The organism is Pseudomonas frederiksbergensis (assembly GCF_003732275.1).
Classification (GTDB): Bacteria; Pseudomonadota; Gammaproteobacteria; order Pseudomonadales; family Pseudomonadaceae; genus Aquipseudomonas; species Aquipseudomonas frederiksbergensis_H.
In genome coordinates this window covers 229,816-254,626 of the sequence record NZ_MOBM01000006.1, presented here as the reverse complement: position 1 = coordinate 254,626, position 24,811 = coordinate 229,816, and the positions used below count along the sequence as shown (strand labels likewise).

At 59.8% G+C, this 24,811-nt stretch carries 21 protein-coding genes; 10 read left to right on the top strand and 11 right to left on the bottom strand.

The features are described from left to right. Positions 1–14: 14 nt before the first annotated feature. From BK662_RS05035 to comJ, 5 genes are all read left to right on the top strand, one after another. On the top strand, positions 15–1,952 hold the full coding sequence (locus tag BK662_RS05035) for a type VI secretion system Vgr family protein (RefSeq protein WP_123357164.1): 1,938 nt from the start codon (positions 15–17) through the stop codon (positions 1,950–1,952). A gap of 18 nt (positions 1,953–1,970) precedes the next feature. Next, a complete protein-coding gene (locus tag BK662_RS05030; RefSeq protein WP_123357163.1) occupies positions 1,971–2,405 on the top strand; it encodes a DcrB-related protein in 435 nt (144 codons plus the stop codon). 12 nt (positions 2,406–2,417) lie between these two features. Next, positions 2,418–6,800 (top strand): RHS repeat-associated core domain-containing protein, encoded by a 4,383-nt coding sequence (locus tag BK662_RS05025; RefSeq protein WP_123357162.1) that lies wholly within the window; start codon positions 2,418–2,420, stop codon positions 6,798–6,800. A 14-nt stretch (positions 6,801–6,814) separates the two neighbouring features. After that, complete coding sequence (locus BK662_RS05020) at positions 6,815–7,249, top strand: hypothetical protein (RefSeq protein ID WP_123357161.1); 435 nt, start codon at positions 6,815–6,817, stop codon at positions 7,247–7,249. 66 nt (positions 7,250–7,315) lie between these two features. Continuing rightward, a complete protein-coding gene (comJ, locus tag BK662_RS05015; protein WP_123357160.1) occupies positions 7,316–7,606 on the top strand; it encodes a competence protein ComJ in 291 nt (96 codons plus the stop codon). A 141-nt stretch (positions 7,607–7,747) separates the two neighbouring features. On the opposite strand, the gene BK662_RS05010 is transcribed toward comJ, so the two are convergent. The 3 genes from BK662_RS05010 to BK662_RS05000 all read right to left on the bottom strand — a co-directional run bounded on the left by BK662_RS05010 (position 7,748) and on the right by BK662_RS05000 (position 9,551). After that, entirely contained in the window at positions 7,748–8,023 is a 276-nt protein-coding gene (locus tag BK662_RS05010) for an HU family DNA-binding protein (protein ID WP_003213368.1), read from the bottom strand. 192 nt (positions 8,024–8,215) lie between these two features. Beyond that, positions 8,216–9,364: an NAD(P)/FAD-dependent oxidoreductase gene (locus BK662_RS05005; RefSeq protein ID WP_123357159.1), complete on the bottom strand. Its 1,149-nt coding sequence runs from the start codon at positions 9,362–9,364 to the stop codon at positions 8,216–8,218. Positions 9,365–9,383: 19 nt separating this feature from the next. After that, positions 9,384–9,551 (bottom strand): rubredoxin, encoded by a 168-nt coding sequence (locus BK662_RS05000; protein WP_007896465.1) that lies wholly within the window; start codon positions 9,549–9,551, stop codon positions 9,384–9,386. 199 nt (positions 9,552–9,750) lie between these two features. Here BK662_RS05000 and BK662_RS04995 point away from each other — a divergent pair, with 199 nt between their 5' ends. Beyond that, the gene (locus BK662_RS04995) at positions 9,751–10,314 is read left to right on the top strand and encodes a chorismate--pyruvate lyase family protein (protein WP_123357158.1); all 564 of its coding nucleotides are present in this window, start codon (positions 9,751–9,753) and stop codon (positions 10,312–10,314) included. Continuing rightward, positions 10,314–11,204 (top strand): 4-hydroxybenzoate octaprenyltransferase, encoded by an 891-nt coding sequence (ubiA, locus tag BK662_RS04990; protein WP_123357157.1) that lies wholly within the window; start codon positions 10,314–10,316, stop codon positions 11,202–11,204. Before BK662_RS04995 ends, ubiA begins: the two co-directional genes overlap by 1 nt. A gap of 51 nt (positions 11,205–11,255) precedes the next feature. On the opposite strand, the gene BK662_RS04985 is transcribed toward ubiA, so the two are convergent. Further along, positions 11,256–11,633, bottom strand: a complete 378-nt coding sequence (locus tag BK662_RS04985; RefSeq protein ID WP_123357156.1) for a COG4315 family predicted lipoprotein — start codon at positions 11,631–11,633, stop codon at positions 11,256–11,258. Positions 11,634–11,785: 152 nt separating this feature from the next. Between BK662_RS04985 and phoB the strand changes: the two genes are divergently transcribed. From phoB to BK662_RS04970, 3 genes are all read left to right on the top strand, one after another. Then, positions 11,786–12,475: a phosphate regulon transcriptional regulator PhoB gene (gene phoB / locus BK662_RS04980; protein WP_007896474.1), complete on the top strand. Its 690-nt coding sequence runs from the start codon at positions 11,786–11,788 to the stop codon at positions 12,473–12,475. A 75-nt stretch (positions 12,476–12,550) separates the two neighbouring features. After that, a complete protein-coding gene (phoR, locus tag BK662_RS04975; protein ID WP_259695880.1) occupies positions 12,551–13,837 on the top strand; it encodes a phosphate regulon sensor histidine kinase PhoR in 1,287 nt (428 codons plus the stop codon). A gap of 124 nt (positions 13,838–13,961) precedes the next feature. Further along, positions 13,962–15,302, top strand: a complete 1,341-nt coding sequence (locus BK662_RS04970; RefSeq protein ID WP_123357154.1) for a hemolysin family protein — start codon at positions 13,962–13,964, stop codon at positions 15,300–15,302. A 144-nt stretch (positions 15,303–15,446) separates the two neighbouring features. Here BK662_RS04970 and BK662_RS04965 read toward each other — a convergent pair whose 3' ends face one another. The 7 genes from BK662_RS04965 to BK662_RS04935 form a co-directional block, all read right to left on the bottom strand. After that, positions 15,447–16,343: a peptidoglycan DD-metalloendopeptidase family protein gene (locus BK662_RS04965; RefSeq protein WP_123357153.1), complete on the bottom strand. Its 897-nt coding sequence runs from the start codon at positions 16,341–16,343 to the stop codon at positions 15,447–15,449. 209 nt (positions 16,344–16,552) lie between these two features. Continuing rightward, positions 16,553–17,503, bottom strand: coding sequence for a response regulator (locus BK662_RS04960; RefSeq protein WP_123357152.1), 951 nt, complete (start codon positions 17,501–17,503; stop codon positions 16,553–16,555). 195 nt (positions 17,504–17,698) lie between these two features. Then, positions 17,699–18,460 (bottom strand): phosphate signaling complex protein PhoU, encoded by a 762-nt coding sequence (gene phoU, locus BK662_RS04955; protein ID WP_008073516.1) that lies wholly within the window; start codon positions 18,458–18,460, stop codon positions 17,699–17,701. A gap of 71 nt (positions 18,461–18,531) precedes the next feature. After that, on the bottom strand, positions 18,532–19,365 hold the full coding sequence (gene pstB, locus BK662_RS04950) for a phosphate ABC transporter ATP-binding protein PstB (RefSeq protein WP_007896484.1): 834 nt from the start codon (positions 19,363–19,365) through the stop codon (positions 18,532–18,534). Positions 19,366–19,510: 145 nt separating this feature from the next. After that, on the bottom strand, positions 19,511–21,181 hold the full coding sequence (gene pstA, locus BK662_RS04945; RefSeq protein WP_123357151.1) for a phosphate ABC transporter permease PstA: 1,671 nt from the start codon (positions 21,179–21,181) through the stop codon (positions 19,511–19,513). Positions 21,182–21,196: 15 nt separating this feature from the next. Continuing rightward, positions 21,197–23,230 carry an ABC transporter permease subunit gene (locus tag BK662_RS04940; protein WP_185047080.1) on the bottom strand — a complete coding sequence of 678 codons (2,034 nt, stop codon included), beginning with the start codon at positions 23,228–23,230 and terminating at the stop codon, positions 21,197–21,199. A 501-nt stretch (positions 23,231–23,731) separates the two neighbouring features. After that, entirely contained in the window at positions 23,732–24,730 is a 999-nt protein-coding gene (locus BK662_RS04935; RefSeq protein ID WP_123357149.1) for a phosphate ABC transporter substrate-binding protein PstS family protein, read from the bottom strand. Positions 24,731–24,811: the final 81 nt, after the last annotated feature.

Below are 24,811 nucleotides of genomic sequence, written 5' to 3'. Positions count from 1 at the left end.
TTACGGGATAACTGATGCTATTCAAGCAACTCTCACGCCTGGCAAAAATCACCAGTCCCCTGGGGCCGGATGTGCTGTTGCTCAAGGACATGGGCGGCGGCGAAGAGCTGGGGCGGCTGTTTAACTATGAGCTGCAATTGCACTCGCTGGACAACGCCATCGACCTCAACCAGTTGCTGGGCAAACCCATGTGCCTGAGCCTGCAACTGGACGGCGGTGGCGAGCGCTATTTCCATGGCATCGTTGCCCGTTGCAGCCAGAACGTCGATCAGGGCCAGTTCGCCAGCTACCAGGCCACGCTGCGGCCCTGGCTATGGCTGCTGACCCGCACCTCCGATTGCCGGATTTTCCAGAACCTGACCATCCCGCAGATCATCAAGCAGGTTTTTCGCGACCTGGGTTTTTCCGATTTCGAAGATGCCCTGAGCCGGCCCTATCGCGAGTGGGAATACTGCGTGCAGTATCGCGAAACCAGCTTCGATTTCGTCAGCCGCCTGATGGAGCAGGAAGGGATCTACTACTTCTTTCGCCATGAACAGGGTCGTCATGTGCTGGTGTTGGCCGATGCCTATGGCGCCCACACCAGCGTGCCCGGCTACGCCTCGGTGCCCTACTACCCCAAGAATGAACAGCAGCGCGAACGCGATCACATCCACGATTGGCACCTGGCCCAGGAAGTCCAGTCCGGCTCGCTGGAACTCAATGACTATGACTTCCAGCGCCCCAGTGCGCGAATTGACGTGCGCTCGGCCATGCCCCGTCCGCACACCGCAGGCGACTATCCGCTGTACGACTATCCCGGCACCTATGTGCAAAGCGCAGACGGCGAACATTACGCCCGCACCCGCATCGAAGCCTTGCAGACCCTGCACGAACAGGTCGAGTTCGCCGGCAACGCCCGGGGCCTGGGGTCGGGGCATTTGTTCAGCCTCACGGGCTTCAGCCGCCAGGACCAGAACCGCGAATACCTGATCGTCGGCGCCCGTTACTACGTCGCCCAGGAAAGCGGGGAAACCGGCGGCGCTGGTGCTTCGGCGCAGTTCGAAAGCAGCCTGACCTGCATCGACGCGCAACAAAGCTATCGCCCCCTGCCCAACACCCACCGGCCTATCGTCAAAGGTCCGCAGACCGCACTGGTGGTTGGCCCCAAGGGCGAGGAAATCTGGACCGACCAGTTCGGCCGAGTGAAAGTGCATTTCTATTGGGACCGCCACGACCAGTCCAACGAAAACAGTTCGTGCTGGATTCGCGTGTCGCAATCCTGGGCCGGTAAGAACTGGGGTTCGATGCAAATCCCACGGATCGGCCAGGAAGTGATCGTCAGCTTCCTCGAAGGCGACCCGGACCGGCCGATCATCACCGGCCGCGTCTACAACGCGGAACAAACCGTGCCCTACGACTTGCCGGAAAACGCCACCCAAAGCGGCATGAAAAGCCGTTCAAGCAAGGGCGGCACACCGGCGAACTTCAACGAAATCCGCATGGAAGACAAGAAAGGCGCCGAGCAGCTGTATATCCATGCCGAGCGCAACCAGGACATCGTGGTCGAGGTGGATGAAAGCCACTCGGTGGGCCACGACCGCAACAAGAGCATTGGGCATAACGAGACGGTGACCATCGGCAACAACCGCCTGCGTATCGTCAAACAGGAAGACATTCTTTCGGTGGGCCAGCGCAAGACCGACAGCATCAGCCAGAGCTACGTCATTGAAGTGGGCGAGAACCTGCGGCTGGTCTGTGGTGAAAGCATCCTGGAGCTCAATGCCAGCGGCCAGATCAACCTGACCGGCGTGCAAATCAGCTTCTATGCCAGCGGTGATGCCGAGTTCAACACCGGCGGCGTGCTGCACCTGAACAACGGCGGCGGCGCTGGCGCCACCCCTGATGGCCAGGGCGTCAAGGCCAGCATCGACGCCAACATCAATGCCGCGTTTCCCAAGCCCAAGGGCTAATCACGAGATCTGTGTTCCATGACTTACCGAATCAATGAATTCCAGTTCCAACTGCCGGCAGGCGAACTGCAAGACGCGTCAATCAACATCCTCAAGTTCCCTGAACTGGGCACTTCGCTGATTGTCAGCCGCAGCTTGCTGGCCGAGGGCGAAACCTTGCAAAGCAACTTCGACGACCAGCTCAAGCGCCTGGAAAAACAAGTGCAAGACTTGCGCTTTCAACCGGGAGTCGCCGTGCGTCTGGGTGCCAGCCAGGAAGTCGAAGGCATCGAGTTGCGCAGCCAGTTCAACAAGGGCAATGACAAAGTCTTCCAATACCAGTTGGCACTGGTGTTGCCCGGCACTCGCAAAATGCTCGCCCTGAGCTACGTGAAAGCCGAGAAACTTGGCGAGGCCGAAGCCACGCATTGGGCGACCATCAAGAGTTCGCTGTTGTTCGACGTTCCGGCCTGATGAGCACCGTGCATGTCTGACGCACTCTGGGCCGCCCGCCTGGGCGATGCACTGAACCACACCTCGATGATGGCCGACATTCTTGGCGGCGTGCTGGAGGTGGCAGCGAACATTGCGATTACCGCGGTGGCGACGGCTGCCGTGGTCGCGGCCACGGGCATCACGGTCGTCACCGGGGGATTGGGTTGCGTCGTGCTCGGCTTGGTGGTGGGCACGATCGTCGGCCTCACCATGAGCAAGACCGGGGCCGACAAAGGCTTAAGCAACCTGTGCGAGAGCTTCAGCAACGCACTGTTTCCGCCCACGGTGCAGGCGAACATTCTTACCGGTTCCACCAACACCCTGACCAACAACATTCCCGCCGCCCGCGCCGCCGGGGCGATCCCGTCCCATGTCGCGCCGGCCGGAACCGAGCTGGAAATACCCGAGCCCGAAGCCGAGCCCAGTTACCTCGACATGGCCGAGAGCTTCTTCTCCCAGATGTGGCGCCCCACTGTCGCCACCCCGGCGCCCGGTGCCGTGCCCAAGCCGCTGGACCTGCTCGTCTGCATGAAGCATCCGCCGATGCCGCCGCAGTTCATGGCCGAGGGCTCGGACAAGGTCACCATCAACGGCCAGCCCGCCGTGCGCAGCGGCGACCGCAGCACCTGCGACGCCAAGGTGGTGGGCTCCGGGCTGATCTCCCCCAACGTGACCATTGGCGGCGGTTCGGTGGTGGTACGCGAGATCCGCAGCGGCAAGACCCCGGGCGTTGGGCTGGCGGTCACCGCCTTGCTGATGCTCAAGGGCGGCAAGGGAAAATTCCTGAGTAACCTGCCGTGCATGCTGATCGGTGGCGCGACGTCGATGGCCGTCAGCAGCGCCATGGGCGCGATGGCCAACGCCGCCATGGGCTCGTCGAACCCGGTGCATGCCGCCACCGGGGCCAAGGTGCTGGGTGGCAATGAAGAGCTGGATTTCGTGTTGCCTGGCATCTTGCCGATGGATTGGCAGCGCTTCTACAACAGCCGCGACGAACGTCGTGATGGGTTGTTCGGGGCGGGTTGGAGCGTGTCCTACGAGGTGTGCGTTGAAATCCTGCCTCACCCGGAGGGCGGGGAAACGCTGGTGTACACCGATGAACAGGCCCGGCGCATCGACATGGGTTCGATTCCCTTGGGCGGCGCGGTGTTCAGCGCGGGTGAAGGGCTGAGCGTTCGACGGCACGTCAATGGGCAGTTGTTGATTGAAAGCGATGACGGCGTATACCGTTTGTTCAATCCGACGCCGGGCAATACGGCGCTGCTGCGCCTTGATCAATTGGGCGACCGCAATGACAACCGCATCCACCTCGACTATGACGACGCCGGACGCCTTGTAAAACTGCGCGACACCTTCGATCTGGTGCAGGTCGAGCTGATTCAAGAAGGCGGACGCGTGGCTCGGGTGGAACGCCTGTACCCCGACCAACACCGTGAAGTACTCGCCAGTTACGGCTACGACGCGATGGGCAATCTGGCCGAAGTGCGCGACGCCACCGGCCAGGTGCAACGGCGCTTCGCCTACGACGCCGGGCGGCGGATGGTCGAGCATCAGTTGCCTACAGGCCTGCGATGTTTCTATGAATGGGCGTTGGTTGAAGACCTTGAATGGCGCGTGGTCCGGCACTGGACCGACGAGGGCGACGCCTACCAGTTCGACTATGACCTGAAGGCCGGTGTCACGCGCATCACCGATGGCTCGCAGCGCGTCAGTACACGGCGCTGGAACAGCCAGCACCAGATCACCGAATACACCGACAACCTCGGCCAGACCTGGCAGTTCGAGTGGAACGACGAACGCCAATTGCTCAGCGCCACCGACCCGCAGGGCGGGCGCTATGCCTACAGCTACGACGACGCCGGCAACTTGATCGGCGAAACCGACCCGCTGGGCCGTAGCGACTCGACCTTATGGCTCGAGCACTGGGCCTTGCCGCTGCTGGAAACCGATGCCGCGGGCAACAGCTGGCAATATCGCTACGATCAGCGCGGCAACTGCCTCGCCGAGACCGATCCGCTGGGCCATGTCACCCGCTACCGCTACGACACCCAAGGCCAGATCGTCGAGATCATCGACGCCACCGGCAAAAGCAAAAGGCTGCGCTGGAACCCGTTCGGCCAACTGGTCGAACACATCGATTGCTCAAGTTATCCGACGCGATTCAGCTACGACCACCGGGGCTATCTGCAAACCATCACCAATGCCCTCGGCGAACGCACCCAGTTCAGCTACGACGCCCAGGGACGGTTGCTCAGCAGCCAATTACCGGACGGGCGCACCGAGCAGTATCAGCGCGACGTCAGCGGCCAGTTGACCGGTTATACCGACCCGGCCGGGCACACCACGCTCTATCAACACAACCGTCGCGGCCAGGTGCGTCAGCGTACCGACGCCCATGGCCGGCAGGTGCAGTTCGGGTATGACCGCTACGGGCGGCTGCAAGCGCTGACCAATGAGAACGGCGAGAGTTATCGGTTTGCCTGGGACGCTGGGGATCGGCTGACCGAACAACAGGATCTGGATGGCAGCGCCAAACGCTACACCTATGACCTGCTGGATAACGTCGCGGCGGTCACGGCTGTGCCGGCGCCTTACGGCAGCGGCCTGGCCGTCGTTCCCGAAGCACTTCCGGCCCCCATCGTTCATCGACTGGAGCGCGACGCCGTTGGCCGGCTGATCGCCAAAGTCACCGACGATGGCCGCACCGACTACACCTACGACCCACTGGACCAGCTCACCGCCGTCACCTTCACTGACCACCAGGGCAACGCACAAACCCTGAGCTTCGCCTACGACGCCCTCGGCCAGTTGCTCAAAGAACAAAGCGCGGCCGGCAACCTGCACTACCACTACGACGAACTCGGCAACCTGATCCAGACCCAACTGCCCGACGGCCGCTGGATCAATCGCCTGTACTACGGCAGTGGTCATCTGCACCAGATCAACCTCGACGGCCAAGTCATCAGCGACTTCGAACGCGACCGCCTGCACCGCGAAGTGCTGCGCACCCAGGGCCAGATCAGCACCGGCAGCGAATACGACCGCAGCGGCCGCTTGCGTTCACGCCAACGCCGTCACACCAGCCAGCCCTCGCTGATGCCGGCGGCCGTGCAAAAGCACTTCGAGTACGACCCCGCCGACAACCTGATCGGCAAACTTGACCAGCAACCCGCCGCGCAACACCGCCAACTGCTGCACTACGACGCCACTGGCCGCATCATCGCCAGCCAGGACAGCCTGCACGGCCAGCGCGAAACCTTCGCCTACGACGCCGCCGCCAACCTGCTGGACGGCCCACAACCCGGCGCCGGGCTGGTAGTGCACAACAAACTGCTGACCTATCAGGACAAGCGTTACCGCTACGACGCCTTTGGCCGGATGATCGAAAAACGCAGCGCTAAACGGGGCCGGCAGCGCTTCGATTACGACGCCGAAAGCCGATTGATTGAAGTGCGCAATGAAAACGGCAGCGTGCTCAGGATGACCTACGACCCACTGGGCCGACGCATTGAAAAGACCGAGCACGACACCAACGGCTACCCCCTCGGTGAAACCCGCTTCACCTGGGACGGCTTGCGTCTGTTGCAGGAGCATCGCCATCAGCAGGCCAGCCTTTACCTCTACGAAGGCGAAGGTTACGAACCCCTGGCCCGAGTCGACGGCACCGGCCCGCTGCAAAAAATCCGCTATTACCACAACGACCTCAACGGCCTGCCGGAACAGCTCACTGAGGCGGACGGCCACAACGTCTGGCAGGCAACTTATCGGGTGTGGGGCAACACGTTAGAAGAGGTACGTGAGCCGTACTACATTGAAGAGCAGAACCTGAGGTTTCAGGGGCAGTACCTGGACCGGGAGACGGGGCTGCATTTCAATACGTTCAGGTTTTATGATCCGGATGTGGGCCGGTTTACGACGCCGGATCCGATAGGTCTAAACGGCAGTTTAAATTTTTACGCATACAGCCCCAATCCTTTCGAATGGATCGATCCACTGGGCCTGTCTTGCCGCCTAAACTCTGTAGGCAGAACGCCTGGGAAGAGCAGCCGTACAGGGAAAGCCGTGATAGCGCGGATGAGAGCCGAAAATAAAATAATTGGTTCAGGGAAAAACATGAGATTCCAGAGTACCGACAAGAAATGGTATTCGATTAAAGACGCTGACATGGCGCATAAAACAGATGCCGTTAAATATTGGAACTCTAAAGGCGGTTTCCATGGTGCCAAAACCAAAGAAGTGAGGGGATGGATGCGCGACCCAGATAACTATGAGCTGGAATACTATTCCCACAACCGGTCCAAAGGTGCACTACTCACGGACCGATACAGGGATCCCGGCGATTTTATCGGCCCAGCTGAAAAACCCATATATTAGGAAAGGATTGTTATATGAAAGATTTAGCAGATAAAAACCCCACGTTGGCAGATGAAATAATGGCCATCATGGCCTCGGGCAATGAGCTCGATGAGCAAAACAAAAAAGATGAAGCCCAAGCCTTGTACCAAAAAGCATGGGACTTGCTTCCTGAGCCAAAACTTGAATGGACACCTTTGTCGTCATGGGTCACAGGTTCTTTTTTCAACCTGCACTTCGACAACGGTGACTTCGAGACCGCTAAAGATTGGGCGCAAAAGACCCTGGATGGCCGAGAGTCAGATATCGATACAGGTCCGTTGATCAACTTGGGAATGGTCTACTTTGAACTGAAAGATTATTCACAGGCTTATAAATACTTTGACGATGCTTATAGCTTCGGTAAGGCACGCGCCTTTCAAGAGAGACCAAAAAAATATCTGAAGTTCTATTTAGAGAAAAAAGCCTGACCAAGGCCGAGGGCTCTAGCCGACGCGTCGAAGAAACCGAGCAGGGATGCCGATCGAGGTTTACGGATGAAAAAGATAGCTCAAACTGTGGACCTATTAATCTCCCACAGCCAGATTCAATTCCGCTCACGAACCTTCGACGAAACCTCAAGCCAGTGGGACAAGGTTAACCTGGAGCAGCAGTGCGCGATCATTCATAGCAATTACGTTGTGTTTGACCCTATATCCGAAGAAGCTTTCGGGGCAAACGCGCACCTGAAACTGGAAGACAGCTTCGACCCCACCACCCAGCGCTGCATCGCCGTGCCGCTTCATGTCACTGATAGCCATCATGTGGAAAACTGCATCCTCTGCTGAGAAGTTCAAAGGTCGAGCTTGGCCTTGATAAATAGGACAATAATTCAGTTACCGGAAAAGCAAAAAAATGGGCACCCGATTCAATCGGCGTGCCCATTTTTCAATACGGTTCTCCCCGTTTTTTCCGGGAGTTCGCCGCAATTATGGATTAACGCTGTCTTTCAACGATTTGCCTGGCTTGAACGCAACAGTGTTGCTGGCCTTGATTTTGACTGGCTCACCGGTTTGCGGGTTTTTGCCGGTGCGGGCACCGCGATGGCGTTGCAGGAAGGTACCGAAGCCCACCAGCGTGACGCTGTCTTTGCGGTGCAGAGCGCCGGTGATTTCTTCGAGAACGGCGTTGAGAACGCGGTTGGCCTGTTCTTTGGTGAGGTCCGCTTTTTCCGCGATTGCAGCGGCGAGTTCTGGTTTACGCATTAGTGAAGCCCCTTTGACGGTTTTTTGTTGTTATGTCCGTGCTGTTCTCGTTGGAACAGCGCCTAAGGCGCCGCAGGTGCTCTACTCTGCGGCAGACGGGAGTGAGAATGGCACGCGCTTTAGAGCGGCGCCAGTCTCCCCGCGACCTTTGTGCGGGCAAAAGCGGGGTGATTCCGACAGAACGACCGCTATTTACGCCAGCAAGGCCGGAAGCTCTTTGTTCAGAGCGAGTTTTTCCATCACCGCCACGCCTGTCAGGGCATAGCCCAGCAATTTGCCGGCGCTGTCGCGGCACAACACCTTGATATCCGCGCCCTGCCCTTCGACCGTCCAGACGCCCTCCGCGCCCCGTGGCGGCGGCGAAACCACCAATGGGCAGACCGGGGTTTTCACGGTGATTGGCATCGGCCCGTAACTCACCGCTGTAGGGTTTGCGGCGAGGGTTTGGGCCAGCGCTCTCGCACAGCTCATGAGGGGCATGACGTACAACAGATTCAGCCCATCGACCTCAGCGCAGTCGCCCAGAGCGTAAATGTTGGCGTGAGAGGTTTTCAGCTGACGGTCGACCACCACGCCGCGGTTGACCTGCAGCCCGGCAGCGGCCGCCAAGTCGATGCGCGGACGCAGACCGATGGCCGAAACCACTACATCGCACGGGATGACCTGGCCATCGGACAGATGCGCCTCCAGGCCATCAGCCACTCGTTGCAGGCGATTGAGCACCGGCCCGAGATGGAAGCGCGCGCCCAGGCTTTCCAGGCCGGCCTGGACCGCAGCGGCCGCCGCTGGGTGCAGCAAGGTCGGCATGACCTGTTCGCACGGTGCAACCAGTTGCACCTCGTAACCACCGAGCATCAGGTCATTGGCGAATTCGCAGCCGATCAAACCGGCGCCCAGCAGCAACACCCGATGCTTGCCGGCCGCGGCCGCGCGAAAGCGTGCGTAGTCTTCAAGGTCGTTGATCGGGAAAACAGCGTCCGCCGCATCGCCTTCGATCGGCACCCGCACGGTTTCCGCGCCCCAGGCCAGGATCAGGTCACGGTAGACCACCGCTTCTTCACCGATCCAAAGGCGCTTGTGGCCCGGATCGATACCGCTGATGCGCGTGTGGGTGCGCACTTCGGCTTTCAACTGCTCGGCCATGGCGCCCGGTTCGGCCATGCTCAGGCCATCGGCGTCTTTATTCTTGCCAAAGCCGGTGGAGAGTATCGGCTTGGAGTAGGAGCGTCCGTCATCTGCGGTAATCAGCAGCAGCGGGGTTTCGCCATCGAGTTTGCGAAACTCCCGGGCCAGGTTGTAGCCAGCCAGCCCAGTGCCGACGATCACGACAGGTGCGTTCATTCCCTTACTCCTTGGATTCTTAGTTGATTTCGATCATTTCGAAATCCATCTTGCCCACGCCGCAGTCCGGGCACAGCCAATCTTCCGGCACATCCTGCCACGGCGTGCCCGCTGCAATACCGTCGTCCGGCCAACCCTCGGCTTCGTTATAGATCAGGCCGCAGACCACACATTGCCACTTTTTCATTCAGGTACTTCCTCAGGGTTCAGGCTTTTGCCGGCGCGAACGGTCGATCGGTGAAGCGTTGCCGTCCGGCTCAGGGCGTTTTGTACTGATCGGGCCCGGCAGATGCAAGCCTGTTCGGCGTAACGGCAGGCCGGTCAATCAAAATCGGTGCCTGACATGGTAAGCTCGCCGCCTCATTTGCTGCCAATAATGACTCACTGTGCCGCACTCAAAATCCCCCTCCGCGACACCGCTCTGGCTTCCCCGAAGCCAACTGACGCCCCTCCCCGACACGTCTACGCTCGATTGGCTGTTCGATGAAGGGTCGCTGACCCGGCGCTTGATCCGCCTGTCGAATGATGGTTTCAGCGTCACGCCGCTGTTCGAAGGCTGGCAATCGCTGCGCGCCGACGAGTGTGCTGCGCTGGAGCTGGCCGAAGGCAGTGAAGGCTGGGTGCGCGAGGTGTATCTGCGCGGCCACGGAGAAGCCTGGGTGTTTGCCCGCAGCGTGGCGGCGCGTAGCGCGTTGCAGGGTGATGGATTACATATAGACGAACTGGGCAGCCGCTCTCTGGGCGAACTGCTGTTTTGCGATCAGGCGTTTCAGCGCCGGGCCATCGAGGTTTGTCACTATCCTCAAGCATGGTTGCCGGTGGACGCTCAAGCGCCTGAACTGTGGGGCCGACGCTCGCGTTTCGACCGCGGCGCCTTGAGCGTGCTGGTGGCCGAGATTTTCCTGCCGACCTTATGGAACGCCACCCGCGCCCATCCGGAGAATTGCTGATGTACCAGAGCCTGCTCAAGTCCCTGAACCGCGTGAATCCTCGGGCCTGGGATTTCATTCAGCTGACGCGGATGGACAAGCCGATCGGCATTTATTTGCTGCTGTGGCCGACATTGTGGGCACTCTGGATTGCCGGTGAAGGTTCGCCTTCGTTGGCCAATATCGTGATTTTCGTGCTCGGCGTGGTACTGACCCGTGCTGGCGGTTGTGTGATCAACGATTGGGCGGACCGCAAGGTCGATGGCCACGTGAAACGCACCGAACAGCGGCCACTGGTGAGCGGCAAGATCAGCTCGAAAGAAGCCCTGGTGTTCTTCGCGGTGCTGATGGGCGTAAGTTTCCTGTTGGTGCTGTGTACTAACGCGACGACGGTGTGGCTGTCGCTGGGCGGCTTGGCCCTGGCGTTCACTTACCCGTTCATGAAGCGCTACACCTATTACCCGCAAGTGGTGCTGGGCGCGGCATTCTCCTGGGGCATGCCGATGGCGTTTACCGCCGAAACCGGTGAACTGCCGGCGGTGGCCTGGTTGCTGTGGATCGCCAACCTGTTGTGGACCGTGGGCTACGACACCTATTACGCCATGACCGACCGCGATGACGATCTGAAGATCGGGGTGAAATCCACAGCGATTCTGTTTGGCGACGCCGACAGGGCGATCATTCTGACCCTGCAGGGATTGGCGTTGGGGTGCCTGCTGCTGGCGGGTTCGAAATTCCAGCTCGGCGGCTGGTTCCACCTCGGACTACTGGCGGCGGCGGGCTGTTTTGCGTGGGAGTTCTGGTACACCCGCAGCAAGGACCGGATGCGCTGCTTCCAGGCGTTTTTGCACAATCACTGGGCCGGGTTGGCGATTTTTGTCGGGATTGTTCTGGATTACGCGCTGCGCTGAAGGCAATGAGGGCAGATCCGCTCCCCGTGACCGAGGAGCGGATTACACGGGTCAGTGCTTCGGCATGTGCCACATATCTTTGTAACCTTCGCCGTTCTTATCGCCAGGCTTCATGTCCATTTTGTAGGTGTACATCGGCTTGCCGTCATAAGCCCACTGCATCATGCCGTCATCACGCTTGATGATCGTCCATTCACCTTCGGCCTTGGCACCCGCTGGAGCCATCATCGGCGGCCACATCTTGGCGCAATCGGCATTACACATCGACTTACCGCCAGTGTCCTTGTCGAACGTGTAAACGGTCATACCCTTGTGGTCGACCATCATGCCGTCTTTCATTGTGGCCGGTTCGGCGGCAAAGGCCACGGACGGCAACGTTAGCGCAGCCGTAACCAGCAGAGCCTTCCAGGATTGAGCAATGTGATTCATGGAAACCTTCCTTTTGTGGTTGTCAGGATTCGGACTTAGAGCTTAGTTCAGGATCACGACAATCGCAGGACGGCTAAAATACTGTCACACGACTGCAATAATTCCGTTATCTAATGCGGCGCAAGACAGTTAAATGACAAGAGGATTAACGCATGGTTGGCAGGAGCATTCTGATCGTCGACGACGAAGCGCCCATTCGCGAAATGATCGCCGTTGCGTTGGAAATGGCCGGCTATGACTGCCTGGAGGCAGAGAACTCGCAGCAGGCCCACGCCATTATCGTCGACCGCAAACCGGACCTGATCCTGCTCGACTGGATGCTGCCCGGCACTTCCGGCATCGAGCTGGCCCGCCGTCTCAAGCGCGATGAGCTGACCGGGGATATCCCGATCATCATGCTCACCGCCAAGGGCGAAGAGGACAACAAGATCCAGGGCCTGGAAGTCGGCGCTGATGACTACATCACCAAACCATTTTCCCCGCGAGAGCTGGTGGCGCGCCTGAAAGCCGTGCTGCGCCGCGCCGGCCCGACCGATGGCGAAGCGCCAATCGAAGTCGGCGGCCTGCTGCTGGACCCAATCAGCCACCGCGTGACCATCGACGGCAAACCTGCCGAGATGGGCCCGACCGAATACCGCTTGCTGCAATTTTTCATGACCCACCAGGAACGTGCCTACACCCGCGGCCAGTTGCTGGATCAGGTCTGGGGCGGCAATGTCTACGTTGAAGAGCGCACGGTCGATGTGCATATCCGTCGCCTGCGCAAAGCCCTCGGCGATGCCTATGAAAATCTGGTACAAACCGTGCGCGGCACCGGCTACCGGTTTTCCACCAAGGCCTGAGCCGACCGCCAGACTCGCTGACAAGGACGCATATTTTCCGTGAACCAAAACTGGCATGGCACCCTGATTCGCCACATGCTGTTGCTGGTCACCGCCTGCCTGGTGATCGGCCTGATTTCCGGCTACTACGGCTGGAGCCTCGCCGTGGGCCTGGGCCTTTATCTGGCGTGGACCCTCAAGCAGTTGCTGCGTTTGCATGAATGGCTGCGCCAGCACCAACCCGATGAAGCACCGCCCGACGGCTACGGCCTGTGGGGTGAAGTGTTCGACAGCATCTACCACCTGCAACGCCGCGACCAACGGGTGCGCGGGCGCTTGCAAGCAGTGATCGACCGGGTCCAGGAATCCACCGCAGCGTTGAAAGATGCGGTGATCATGCTCGACAGCGACGGCAACCTGGAATGGTGGAACCGCGCCGCCGAAACCCTGCTCGGTCTCAAGACTCCTCAGGACAGCGGCCAGCCCGTGACCAACCTGGTGCGCCATCCGCGCTTCAAGGAATACTTCGAGCAGGACAGCTACGCCGAGCCGTTGGAAATTCCTTCGCCGATCAATGATCGCCTGCGCATTCAGCTGTACATCACCCGTTATGGCAACAACGAACACTTGATGCTGGTGCGCGACGTGACGCGTATCCATCAGCTGGAACAGATGCGCAAAGACTTCATCGCCAACGTGTCCCACGAACTGCGCACGCCGCTGACGGTGATCTGCGGCTACCTGGAGACCCTGCTCGACAACGTCGAGGAAGTGAACCCACGCTGGACCCGTGCCCTGCAGCAGATGCAGCAGCAAGGCGGACGCATGCAGACCTTGCTAAACGATTTGCTGCTGCTGGCCAAACTGGAGGCCACCGATTACCCGTCGGACAATCAACCGGTGTCCATCGACAGTCTGCTGCAATCGATCAAGAGCGATGCTCAGCAGCTGTCCGGTCAACGCAATCAGCACATCACCCTGGAAGCCGATCCGACGATTCTGCTCAAGGGCAGCGAAGCCGAATTGCGTAGCGCGTTCTCCAACCTGGTGTTCAACGCAGTGAAATACACCCCGGCCGAAGGCAATATCCGTATTCGCTGGTGGGGTGACGATCAAGGCGCACACCTGAGCGTGCAGGACTCGGGGATCGGCATCGACAGCAAACACTTGCCGCGCCTGACTGAACGCTTCTATCGCGTCGACTCCAGCCGCAACTCCAACACCGGCGGCACCGGGCTGGGGCTGGCCATCGTCAAACATGTGTTGCTGCGCCACCGGGCACGTATGGAAATCAGCAGTGTGCCGGGGCACGGCAGCACGTTTACCTGCCATTTTTCGCCAGCCCAGGTCACCAAATCCCGCGTCATCAGCGCCGCCGACTGATACCGGCCAGCACTCGCCACTAGGCAATCACTCAGTCAGCCGCTACATTGGCTGACTTGTGCCTGCCCTTCAGGCACCGCATTTCCTCCTTTTTTTGAATACACGGAAACCGCAAAACTCCATCATGGACCCTTCCCCTGGCTTGACCCTCGCGACACTCTTCGCCGATTTCGGCATGATTCTTTTTGCTTTGATCCTGGTTTTGCTCAACGGCTTTTTCGTTGCGGCGGAATTTGCCATGGTCAAATTGCGCTCGACCCGGGTCGAGGCCATCGCTGATAAAAACGGCTGGCGCGGGCACATTCTGCGCACCGTGCACAGCCAGCTCGATGCGTACCTCTCGGCCTGCCAGTTGGGTATCACCCTCGCCTCCCTCGGCCTGGGCTGGGTCGGTGAACCGGCGTTCGCCCATATTCTCGAGCCGGTACTGAGTGCCGTCGGCGTAGAGTCCGCCGAAGTGGTCAAAGGCGTGTCGTTCTTCACGGCGTTCTTCATCATTTCGTACCTGCACATCGTGGTCGGTGAGTTGGCCCCCAAATCCTGGGCCATCCGCAAACCCGAGCTTCTGTCGCTCTGGACCGCCGTGCCGCTGTACTTGTTTTACTGGACCATGTACCCGGCCATTTACCTGCTCAACGCCAGTGCCAACACGATCCTGCGGATCGCCGGCCAGGGTGAACCCGGCCCGCATCACGAGCACCATTACAGCCGTGAAGAACTGAAACTGATCCTGCACTCCAGCCGTGGCCAGGACCCGAGCGACCAAGGCATGCGCGTTTTGGCCTCGGCGGTGGAAATGGGCGAGCTGGAAGTGGTCGACTGGGCGAACTCCCGGGAGGACCTGGTGACGCTGGAGTTCAACGCGCCGCTCAAGGAAATCCTGGCGATGTTCCGTCGCCACAAGTTCAGCCGCTACCCGGTGTACGACAGCGAGCGCCAGGAGTTCGTCGGCCTGCTGCACATCAAGGATTTGCTGCTGGAACTAGCGGCCCTGGATCACATTCCCGAGTCGTTCAACCTCGCCGAACTGACCCGCCCGCTGGAGCGCGTGTCTCGTCACATGCCGCTGTCGCAGTTGCTGGAACAGTTCCGCAAGGGCGGTTCGCATTTCGCTGTGGTCGAGGAAGCCGACGGCAACATCATCGGCTACCTGACCATGGAAGACGTGCTGGAAGTGCTGGTCGGCGACATTCAGGATGAACACCGCAAGGCCGAACGCGGGATCCTCGCGTATCAGCCGGGCAAACTGCTGGTGCGGGGCGATACGCCGCTGTTCAAGGTCGAACGCCTGTTGGGCATCGACCTGGACCACATCGAAGCCGAAACCCTCGCCGGGCTGGTCTACGAAACCCTGAAACGGGTGCCGGAAGAGGAAGAAGTGCTGGAAGTCGAAGGCTTGCGCATCATCATCAAGAAGATGAAAGGGCCGAAGATTATTTTGGCGAAGGTGTTGATGCTGGACTAAGCGATCTCTGACTGGATCCGTGTTGATCCCTTCGCGAGCAAGCCCGCTCCCACACTGGTTATGCGTCGATCACATAAATAGGGTTCGACGCCGATCAAATGTGGGAGCGGGCTTGCTCGCGAAGGCGTCAGAACTGGCAACACCTCACTGCTTGCCCAACGCAAAGTTGGGCAACGCGCCTACCGGTTGATTGAACTGGTACGGAATCGACACCAGCCCCAACCCCGTATTGCGCTGCACCACGAAGTGCAGGTGCGGGCCGCTGCTGTTGCCGGTGTTACCCGACAGCGCCAGCGCACTGCCCACCGTCACTCGCTGACCTTCCCGTACGCTGACCGAGCCTTTCTTGAGGTGCAGGTACACGCCCATGGTCCCGTCATCGTGCAATACCCGCACGAAATTGCCCGACGGATCATTGCCGCGCCCGGTCTGGCCATTCTCGGTTTTCACCACCACCCCACCGCGCGCCGCGATGATCGGCGTGCCTTCGGGCATGGCGATGTCCATCGCATAACGGTTCTTCGGCCCGTAGTGGCTGTATTGGCCGTTGGCGCCCTGACTCAGCCGAAACGGCCCACCGCGCCAGGGCAACGGATATCGATAGGCCATGGCGGCCCCTGCGGGGTCGCCCAGGGAGTATTCGAACCTTGGTATATACACCAGCGGCCTTCCGGCGTTCATCGCCTTGAGCAGCGCCAGACGAATGTTACTGCGCGCCGGCAGAACCCGACGAATCGGTCGGCTCGGCGCGCCGCTGACGTTATTCAGCCCGGCAAAACTCAGCTCGATCTCGACCGGCGCATACAGGTCGTTGCGCACGAACACACTGTCCATGCCCCTCTGCTTCTTGATATCGAGGTACACCTGCCGCTCAAGGCGCTCGACCATCCGGTCTCGAAAAACGAACACCTTCGCGCCCTTGGTGGGGCGGTCGCTGTAAGAGACCACGCCACTGGCGTCGGTGGACCGGTAAATCGTCATGGCCACCGCCGAGGTGGAGGCCATGAACAGACCACAGAAAAACAGCAGGCGCGCGAGCATGGGCAAGATTCTGTCGAGTAAGGCCTGGGAAGGAGCCTAGCAGCTGAAATGGACCAGCGTAGTCGACAGATGTTTCAAGATGGGTGGTTTGGGGGATGTATGGTGAATTCAATGGCCCCATCGCGAGCAGGCTCGCTCCCACATTGGAATGCATTTCAAATGTGGGAGCGAGCCTGCTCGCGATGACTTTGGGTCAGACGACGCCGTGTTTACGCGCCCGGTACGAAATGCTTCTGCGCGGTGCCACGGGCGATCAGGCGGGAGATGTAGTCGAGTTTCTGCGCATCCTGGTCGACAAAGCGGAAGGTCAGTTGCAGCCAGTCGCTGTCGGGCTTCGGCTCGTGGGCGACGATGGCGTGCAGGTAGCCGTTGAGGCGGGCAATTTCAGCGTTGTCGCCCTGTTCCAGGTCGAGCACGGCGCTGTCGAGGACTTGCGGCAGGTTGTCGGTGCGTTTCACCACCAGCAGCGCTTCCTTGATGCTCAAGGCCTTGATCACGCATTGCTGAGTGCCGCTGGGCAGGCGCAGCTGGCCTTGGCCACGACCGCCGGCCGATGCGGCGGAGGCGGCAGGTGCCTTGACTGGCGGGCTGTTGAGCAGGCCACGAGACGGCGCGGCAGCCGCAGCGGGTGCCGCGGCAGCAGGTTTGGCGAACGGGTTGACGACGGCTGCCGATGGGGTAGCCACGGCAGCCTTGCCGCCGGTCAGCGCGCTGAGGGAGTCATTGCCGAACGCCGAGTTCATTTTGGTCGGCGCGCTGTTCATCAAGGTGTCGAGCTTGCCGACCTTGTTCAGCGCCTGCTTGACCTTGGTCAGCAGTTGCTCGTTGGTAAACGGTTTGCTGACATAGCCCGAAACCCCGGCCTGAATCGCCTGGACGACGTTCTCTTTGTCGCCACGGCTGGTCACCATCACGAACGGCATGGTCTTGAGATTGTCCTGCTCGCGGCACCAGGTCAGCAGTTCCAGACCAGACATTTCCGGCATTTCCCAGTCGCACAGAACCAGGTCGAACGCTTCTTTGGCCAGCATGGCCTGGGCCTTTTTACCGTTGACTGCATCTTCGGTCCGGATCCCCGGGAAGTAGTTGCGCAGGCACTTCTTCACCAAGTCACGAATGAACGACGCATCGTCCACGACCAACACACTGATCTTGCTCATCCAACACCCCTTTAAAAATCCCGGCAAGCATAACGCTGGCTGATGGCACTTTGCCAAAACTCTTCAGTCACGCCGGGACTTTTCGTTCGCGGGTGCTGCTTTTCTATTCGGTTTTTCAATTCGGCTTTTCAATTCGAGAGCCTCACGCAAACAAAAACGCCCGGCCAAAGGGCCGGGCGCTTTTCTTGGGCAATCTTACTTATCGTCAGCTTTGCCCGGAACATTAGCGGTTTCAGCACTTGTGCCTTCAACTTCTTCTTTCATGCGCTTGAGGCCCAGGTGACGCACGTCGGTGCCACGCACCAGGTAAATCACCAGTTCCGAGATGTTGCGCGCGTGGTCGCCGATCCGCTCCAGCGAGCGCAGCACCCAGATAATGCTCAAGACCCGCGAGATAGAGCGCGGGTCTTCCATCATGTAGGTGGCAAGTTCACGCAGTGCGGTCTTGTATTCGCGGTCGATGATTTTGTCGTACTGCGCCACCGACAACGCCAGGTCGGCGTCGAAGCGGGCAAAGGCGTCCAGCGCGTCACGCACCATGTTGCGGACCTGGTCGCCAATGTGGCGAACCTCGACGTAACCCCGTGGGGCTTCGCCTTCTTCGCACAACTGAATGGCACGACGGGCGATCTTGGTGGCTTCGTCGCCGATGCGCTCCAGATCGATCACCGACTTGGAGATGCTGATGATCAGACGCAAGTCCGATGCCGCCGGCTGACGACGGGCCAGAATGCGCAGGCATTCTTCGTCGATGTTGCGTTCCATCTGGTTGATCTGGTCATCGATCTCGCGCACTTGCTGGGCCAGGCCGGAGTCGGCCTCGATCAGCGCGGTGACCGCGTCGTTGACCTGCTTCTCGACCAGCCCGCCCATGGCCAGGAGGTGGCTGCGCACTTCCTCGAGCTCAGCGTTGAACTGCTGGGAGATGTGATGGGTAAGGCCTTCTTTACTAATCATGTTGGCGTCCTTGGAGCGTCCGGTAAAGTGCGGTGGACCGCAGCGTCAGTTCAGTGAGCAACCACAGCTTCCTAGCCGTAACGACCGGTAATGTAGTCTTCGGTCTGCTTCTTCGCCGGATTGGTGAACAGGGTATCGGTGTCGCCGAATTCCACCAGTTTGCCCATGTACATGAACGCCGTGTAGTCGGAAACCCGCGCGGCCTGTTGCATGTTGTGGGTCACGATAACAATGGTGAACTTGGATTTCAGTTCGTAGATCAGCTCTTCGACTTTCAGCGTCGAGATCGGGTCGAGTGCCGAGCACGGTTCATCGAGCAGCAGCACTTCCGGCTCCACGGCGATGGTGCGAGCAATCACCAGACGTTGCTGCTGACCACCAGACAGGCCGAGCGCCGACTCGTGCAGACGGTCTTTGACCTCATCCCACAGCGCCGCGCCTTTCAACGCCCACTCGACGGCTTCGTCAAGAATGCGTTTCTTGTTGATGCCCTGGATGCGCAAACCGTAAACCACGTTTTCGTAGATGGTTTTCGGAAACGGGTTGGGCTTCTGGAACACCATGCCGACCCGGCGACGCAGCTCGGCCACGTCCTCGCCCTTGCGGTAGATATTGTTGCCATAGAGGTTGATTGCGCCTTCGACGCGGCAGCCGTCCACCAGGTCGTTCATGCGGTTGAAGGTGCGCAGCAGCGTGGATTTGCCGCAGCCGGACGGGCCGATGAAGGCAGTCACGCGCTGTTTCGGGATGTTCATGCTGACGTCGAACAGCGCTTGTTTGTCGCCGTAGAACAGGCTCAGGCCCGGCACTTCGATGGCCACGGTTTCCTGCTCGAGGCTCAGGCTCTGTTTGTCGCGGCCCAGGGCCGACATGTTGATGCCGTGAGTGTGTGCTTCGTGCTGCATGGGAGGCTCCCTGTGCTAACAAATTCGGTTCGGTTTTGTGGGAGCGAGCCTGCTCGCGATTCAGGCGACGCGGTTTAACTCTGAAACCGCGGTGATGCCATCGCGAGCAGGCTCGCTCCCACATAGAAATCAGTGCTGCTTCAAATCAGCTATCCAGCGCTTTGTATTTCTCGCGCAGATGGTTACGGATATAAACGGCCGACAGGTTCAATGTCGCGATCACCAGTACCAGCAGCAGCGCCGTGGCGTACACCAGCGGCCGCGCGGCTTCGACGTTCGGGCTCTGGAAGCCGACGTCATAAATATGGAAGCCCAAGTGCATGATCTTCTGGTCCAGGTGCAAGTACGGGTAGTTGCCATCCAGCGGCAGCGACGGCGCCAGTTTCACCACACCCACCAGCATCAGCGGCGCCACTTCACCGGCGGCACGGGCCACGGCGAGGATCATGCCGGTCATCATCGCCGGGCTGGCCATCGGCAGCACGATCTTCCACAAGGTTTCCGCCTTGGTTGCACCGAGGGCCAGCGAGCCTTCGCGAACGGTGCGAGGAATCCGCGCCAGGCCTTCTTCGGTGGCCACGATCACCACCGGCACCGCCAGCAGCGCCAGGGTCAACGAGGCCCAGAGCAGGCCCGGTGTACCAAAGGTCGGCGCCGGCAGTGCTTCAGGGAAGAACAACCGGTCGACCGAACCACCGAGCACGTAGACGAAGAAACCCAGACCAAACACGCCGTAAACGATCGCCGGAACACCCGCCAGGTTGTTCACCGCGATGCGGATCAGTCGGGTCATTGGCCCCTGACGTGCATATTCACGCAGGTAAACCGCTGCCAGCACACCGAACGGCGTCACGATCATCGCCATGATCAGAGTCATCATCACGGTGCCGAAAATCGCCGGGAAAATCCCGCCTTCGGTGTTGGCTTCACGCGGGTCATCACTGAGGAATTCCCAGACCTTGCTGAAGTAAAAGCCGATCTTGGTGAAGGTGCTCATGGCGTTCGGCTGGTAGGCGTGAACCACTTTACCGATGCCGATTTCGACCTCTTTACCGTTGGCGTCGCGAGCGGTCAGGCTGTCGCGGTTGAACTGCGCGTGCAGATCATTCAGGCGCGCTTCGATTTCCTGATAGCGGGCATTCAACTCGGCGCGCTCGGACTCCAGGTCCGCTTGTGCGGCAGCGTCGAGATGGCCGGCCAGTTCCAGTTTTCGACCGTGCAGACGCACACGTTCCAGACCTGCGTTGATTGCGCCGATGTCGGTCTTTTCCAGGCTCTTGAGCTGTGCGGCGAGCTGGTTGACGCGATCGACACGGGCCTGCAACTCAGGCCATGCGGCCTCGCCTTCAGCGATGACTTTGCCGTCCTGTTTAACGTTGACCAGGTAGCCGTAGAAATTGCCCCACTCACGACGCTCGATGGTCATCAGTTCAGGCGGGGTTTTCTGGTTGGTCAGCCACTCGCCGACAATCCAGGTGAAGTCGGTGCCGTTCAGATCACGGTTGCCGACCTTGATCAGCTCGCGGGTCATGAACTCCGGGCCCTGATCGGGCACCGGCAGGCCAGCGCTTTTCAGGCGCTCGCGTGGCACTTCTTCCTTCTGCACCACTTCGCCGATGACGAGGTGATTGGCTTGGCCCGGCACGTCGTAACTGGCGTGGATCAGGTCCGCCGGCCAGAAGTGACCCAGACCGCGCACGGCAATCACCGCCAGCAGGCCAATGGTCATGATGACCGCAATGGACACCGCACCGCCGCTGATCCAGACGCCGGGGGCGCCGCTCTTGAACCATCCATTCAGGGAGTTCTGTTTCACAGACTTCTACCTTTCTTAAAGCGACGAGTATTTCTTGCGCAGACGCTGACGAATCAGTTCCGCGAGGGTGTTCATGATGAAGGTGAACAACAGCAGCACCAGCGCCGAGAGGAACAGCACGCGGTAGTGGCTGCCGCCAACTTCCGATTCGGGCATTTCCACCGCAACGTTGGCCGCCAGGGTGCGCAGGCCTTCGAACAGGTTCATTTCCATGACCGGGGTGTTACCGGTGGCCATCAGCACGATCATGGTTTCACCGACCGCACGGCCCATGCCGATCATCAGCGCCGAGAAAATGCCCGGGCTGGCGGTGAGGATCACCACACGCGTCATGGTCTGCCACGGCGTGGCACCGAGGGCCAGGGAGCCCAGGGTCAGGCCACGAGGCACGCTGAACACGGCGTCTTCGGCGATGGAGTAGATGTTCGGAATGACCGCGAAGCCCATGGCCAGACCGACCACCAGAGCGTTGCGCTGGTCGTAGGTGATCCCCAGGTCGTGGGAGATCCACATGCGCATGTCCCCGCCGAAGAACCAGGTTTCCATGTACGGGCTCATGTACAGCGACAACCAGCCCACAAACAGAATCACCGGGATCAGGATCGCGCTTTCCCAGCCGTCCGGCACTTTCAGGCGGATGGACTCAGGCAGGCGACTGAAGACGAAACCCGCCACCAGAATGCCGATCGGCAGGAGCATCAGCAGGCTGAAGATGCCGGGCAAATGCCCTTCCACATACGGCGCCAGGAACAGGCCGGCGAAGAAGCCGAGGATCACCGTCGGCATCGCTTCCATCAGCTCGATCACTGGTTTGACCTTGCGGCGCATGCCCGGAGCCATGAAGTACGCGGTGTAGATCGCCGCGGCCACGGCCAGTGGCGCGGCCAACAGCATCGCGTAAAACGCAGCTTTCAGCGTACCGAAGGTCAGCGGCGAGAGGCTCAGCTTGGGTTCGAAATCGGTGTTGGCCGCGGTCGATTGCCAGACGTATTTAGGCTCGTCGTAGTTCTCGTACCAGACCTTGCTCCACAACGCGCTCCACGAGACTTCCGGGTGCGGGTTGTCGAGCAGCAACGGTTGCAGCTTGCCGCCCTGCTCCACGATCACGCGGTTGGCCCGCGGCGACAGACCGAACAGACCTTGGCCATCGACCACCTGGTCCACCAGCAAAGTGCGGTGAGCGGTGCTGTGGAACACGCCGAGTTTGCCGGACGCGTCGAGGGCAACGAAGCCTTTGCGACGTTCTTCGGCGGTGATTTCAACGATCGGCGCAGTGCCCATCTGGAAGGTACGAATCTGCTTCAGACGCAGCTCGCCATCCGGGTCGCGGGCCATGAACCACTGGGCGAGACCACCTTTGGAGTTGCCGACAATCAGCGAGATGCCGCCCAGCAATTGAGTGCTGGCGGTCACTTCGGCATTGCCATCTTCAAGCAACTTGTAGCGCCCGTTGAGGCTCTTGTCGCGCAGGCTGAAAACGTCGGCCTGAGCGCGGCCATTGACCACGTACAACCACTGCTGACGCGGGTCGACGAAGATGTTCTTCACCGGTTCGGTCATTTGCGGCAGTTCGATACGCTTCTGCTCGTTGGTGACTTCGCCGGTCATCATGTTTTCTTCGCTGGTCAGCGACATGACATGCAGTTGCGCACCGGTGGAACCGGCCAGCAGCAGGGTCGATTCGGTAGCGTTGAGGCTGACGTGCTCCAGAGCTCCGCCCGCCTCGTTCAGCGCGACCGGCGTTTCGCCGTACGGGTACTCGATGGCCGGCGAGATGGTTTTCTTGCCTTCCGGGTAGCTGACTTTATAGGTGTGACGGAACACCAGCGCCTGGCCATTGGACAAACCCACCACCACCAATGGGTGGCCGGGCTGATCTTCACCAATGGAGGTCACGCTGGTGCCGGCCGGGATCGGCAGGTCGACGCGGCGCAGTTCGACGCCAGTGTCGATATCAAAGAACAGTGCCTGGCCCTTGTCGGAAACCCGCATGGCGACCTGGTTCTGCTCTTCGAGGGAGATCATCAGCGGCCTGCCGGCGTCTTGCATCCAGGCGGGCGTGATGGCGTCTTTGGCGGTCAAGTCGGCACCCTGGAACAGGGGCGCGACGACATAACCGAGGAAGAAAAAGATCAGGGTGATCGCGCCAAGAACGGCAAGGCCGCCGACAAGGACGTACCAGCGGGTCAGGCGATCTTTCAGCGCACGAATACGGCGCTTGCGTTGCAGCTCAGGCGTATTGAAGTCAATTCGCTTGGGGGGATTTGTAGTCATGGTGGAGTTGGCCAGATCATTCATGCGCACACCCTAGCGATCCTGTATGACAGAAAGATGACAATGCAGTGACGCAACAAATCCGCCGCCGGTGGGAACTGGCAGTGGATCGGAAATTTGGGGGTTGCAGGAGCTGCGTAGGAGCTGTCGAGTGAAACGAGGCTGCGATCTTTTGACCTTGCAGTTAAAAAGCCAGATCAAAAGATCGCAGCCTCGTTTCACTCGACAGCTCCTACACGCTCCTACAGGTCCGGGGTTCAGCCCGGACCTAGGGTTTTACTTTTTTACGACGTTATTGCCTTCTTGCAGACCCAGGTCAGCCAGTGCTTTTGCAGCAACCTTGGCAGGCAGTGGGATGTAGCCGTCTTTCACAACCACTTCCTGACCCTGCTTGGACAGAATCAGTTTCACGAACTCGGCTTCCAGCGGGGCCAGAGGCTTGTTCGGGGCCTTGTTGACGTATACGTAGAGGAAACGCGACAGCGGATACTTGCCGTTCAGGGCGTTCTCTTCAGTATCTTCGATGAACTCAGTGGTGCCTTTCTTGGCCAGGGCCACGGTTTTCACGCTGGCGGTCTTGTAGCCGATGCCCGAGTAACCAACACCGTTCAGCGAGGAGCTGATCGACTGCACGACCGAAGCCGAGCCTGGTTGTTCGTTCACGTTTGGCTTGTAGTCGCCTTTGCACAGGGCTTCTTCTTTGAAGTAGCCATAAGTGCCGGATACCGAGTTACGACCGAACAGCTGCACTGGCTTGTTGGCCAGGTCGCCGGTCACACCCAGGTCGCCCCAGGTTTTCACGTCAGCTTTGGCGCCGCACAGACGAGTCGAGGAGAAGATCGCGTCGACTTGTTCCATGGTCAGGTGCTGGATCGGGTTGTCTTTGTGTACGAAGACAGCCAGGGCGTCCACGGCAACCGGGATAGCGGTTGGCTTGTAGCCGTACTTCTGCTCGAAGGCAGCCAGTTCGGTGTCCTTCATCTTGCGGCTCATCGGGCCCAGGTTAGAGGTGCCTTCAGTCAGCGCAGGTGGCGCAGTGGCGGAGCCAGCGGCCTGAATCTGGATGTTTACGTTCGGGTATTCTTTTTTGTAGTTCTCAGCCCACAGGGTCATGAGGTTGGCCAGGGTATCGGAGCCGACGCTGGACAGGTTGCCCGACACACCAGTGGTCTTGGTGTAGCTCGGGATCGACGGGTCAACAGCGGCAACCGCGTTGGCAGTCGCAACGCCAGCAGCGACAAAAGTCATTGCCGCCATCAAACGCTTCAGTTTCATGCCTTACTCCTAGCAGATAGGTGTGTTAGTCGGGGCCAAGTATCAGCAGGCCGTGTGAACACTCTATGGCTGAAATATGAC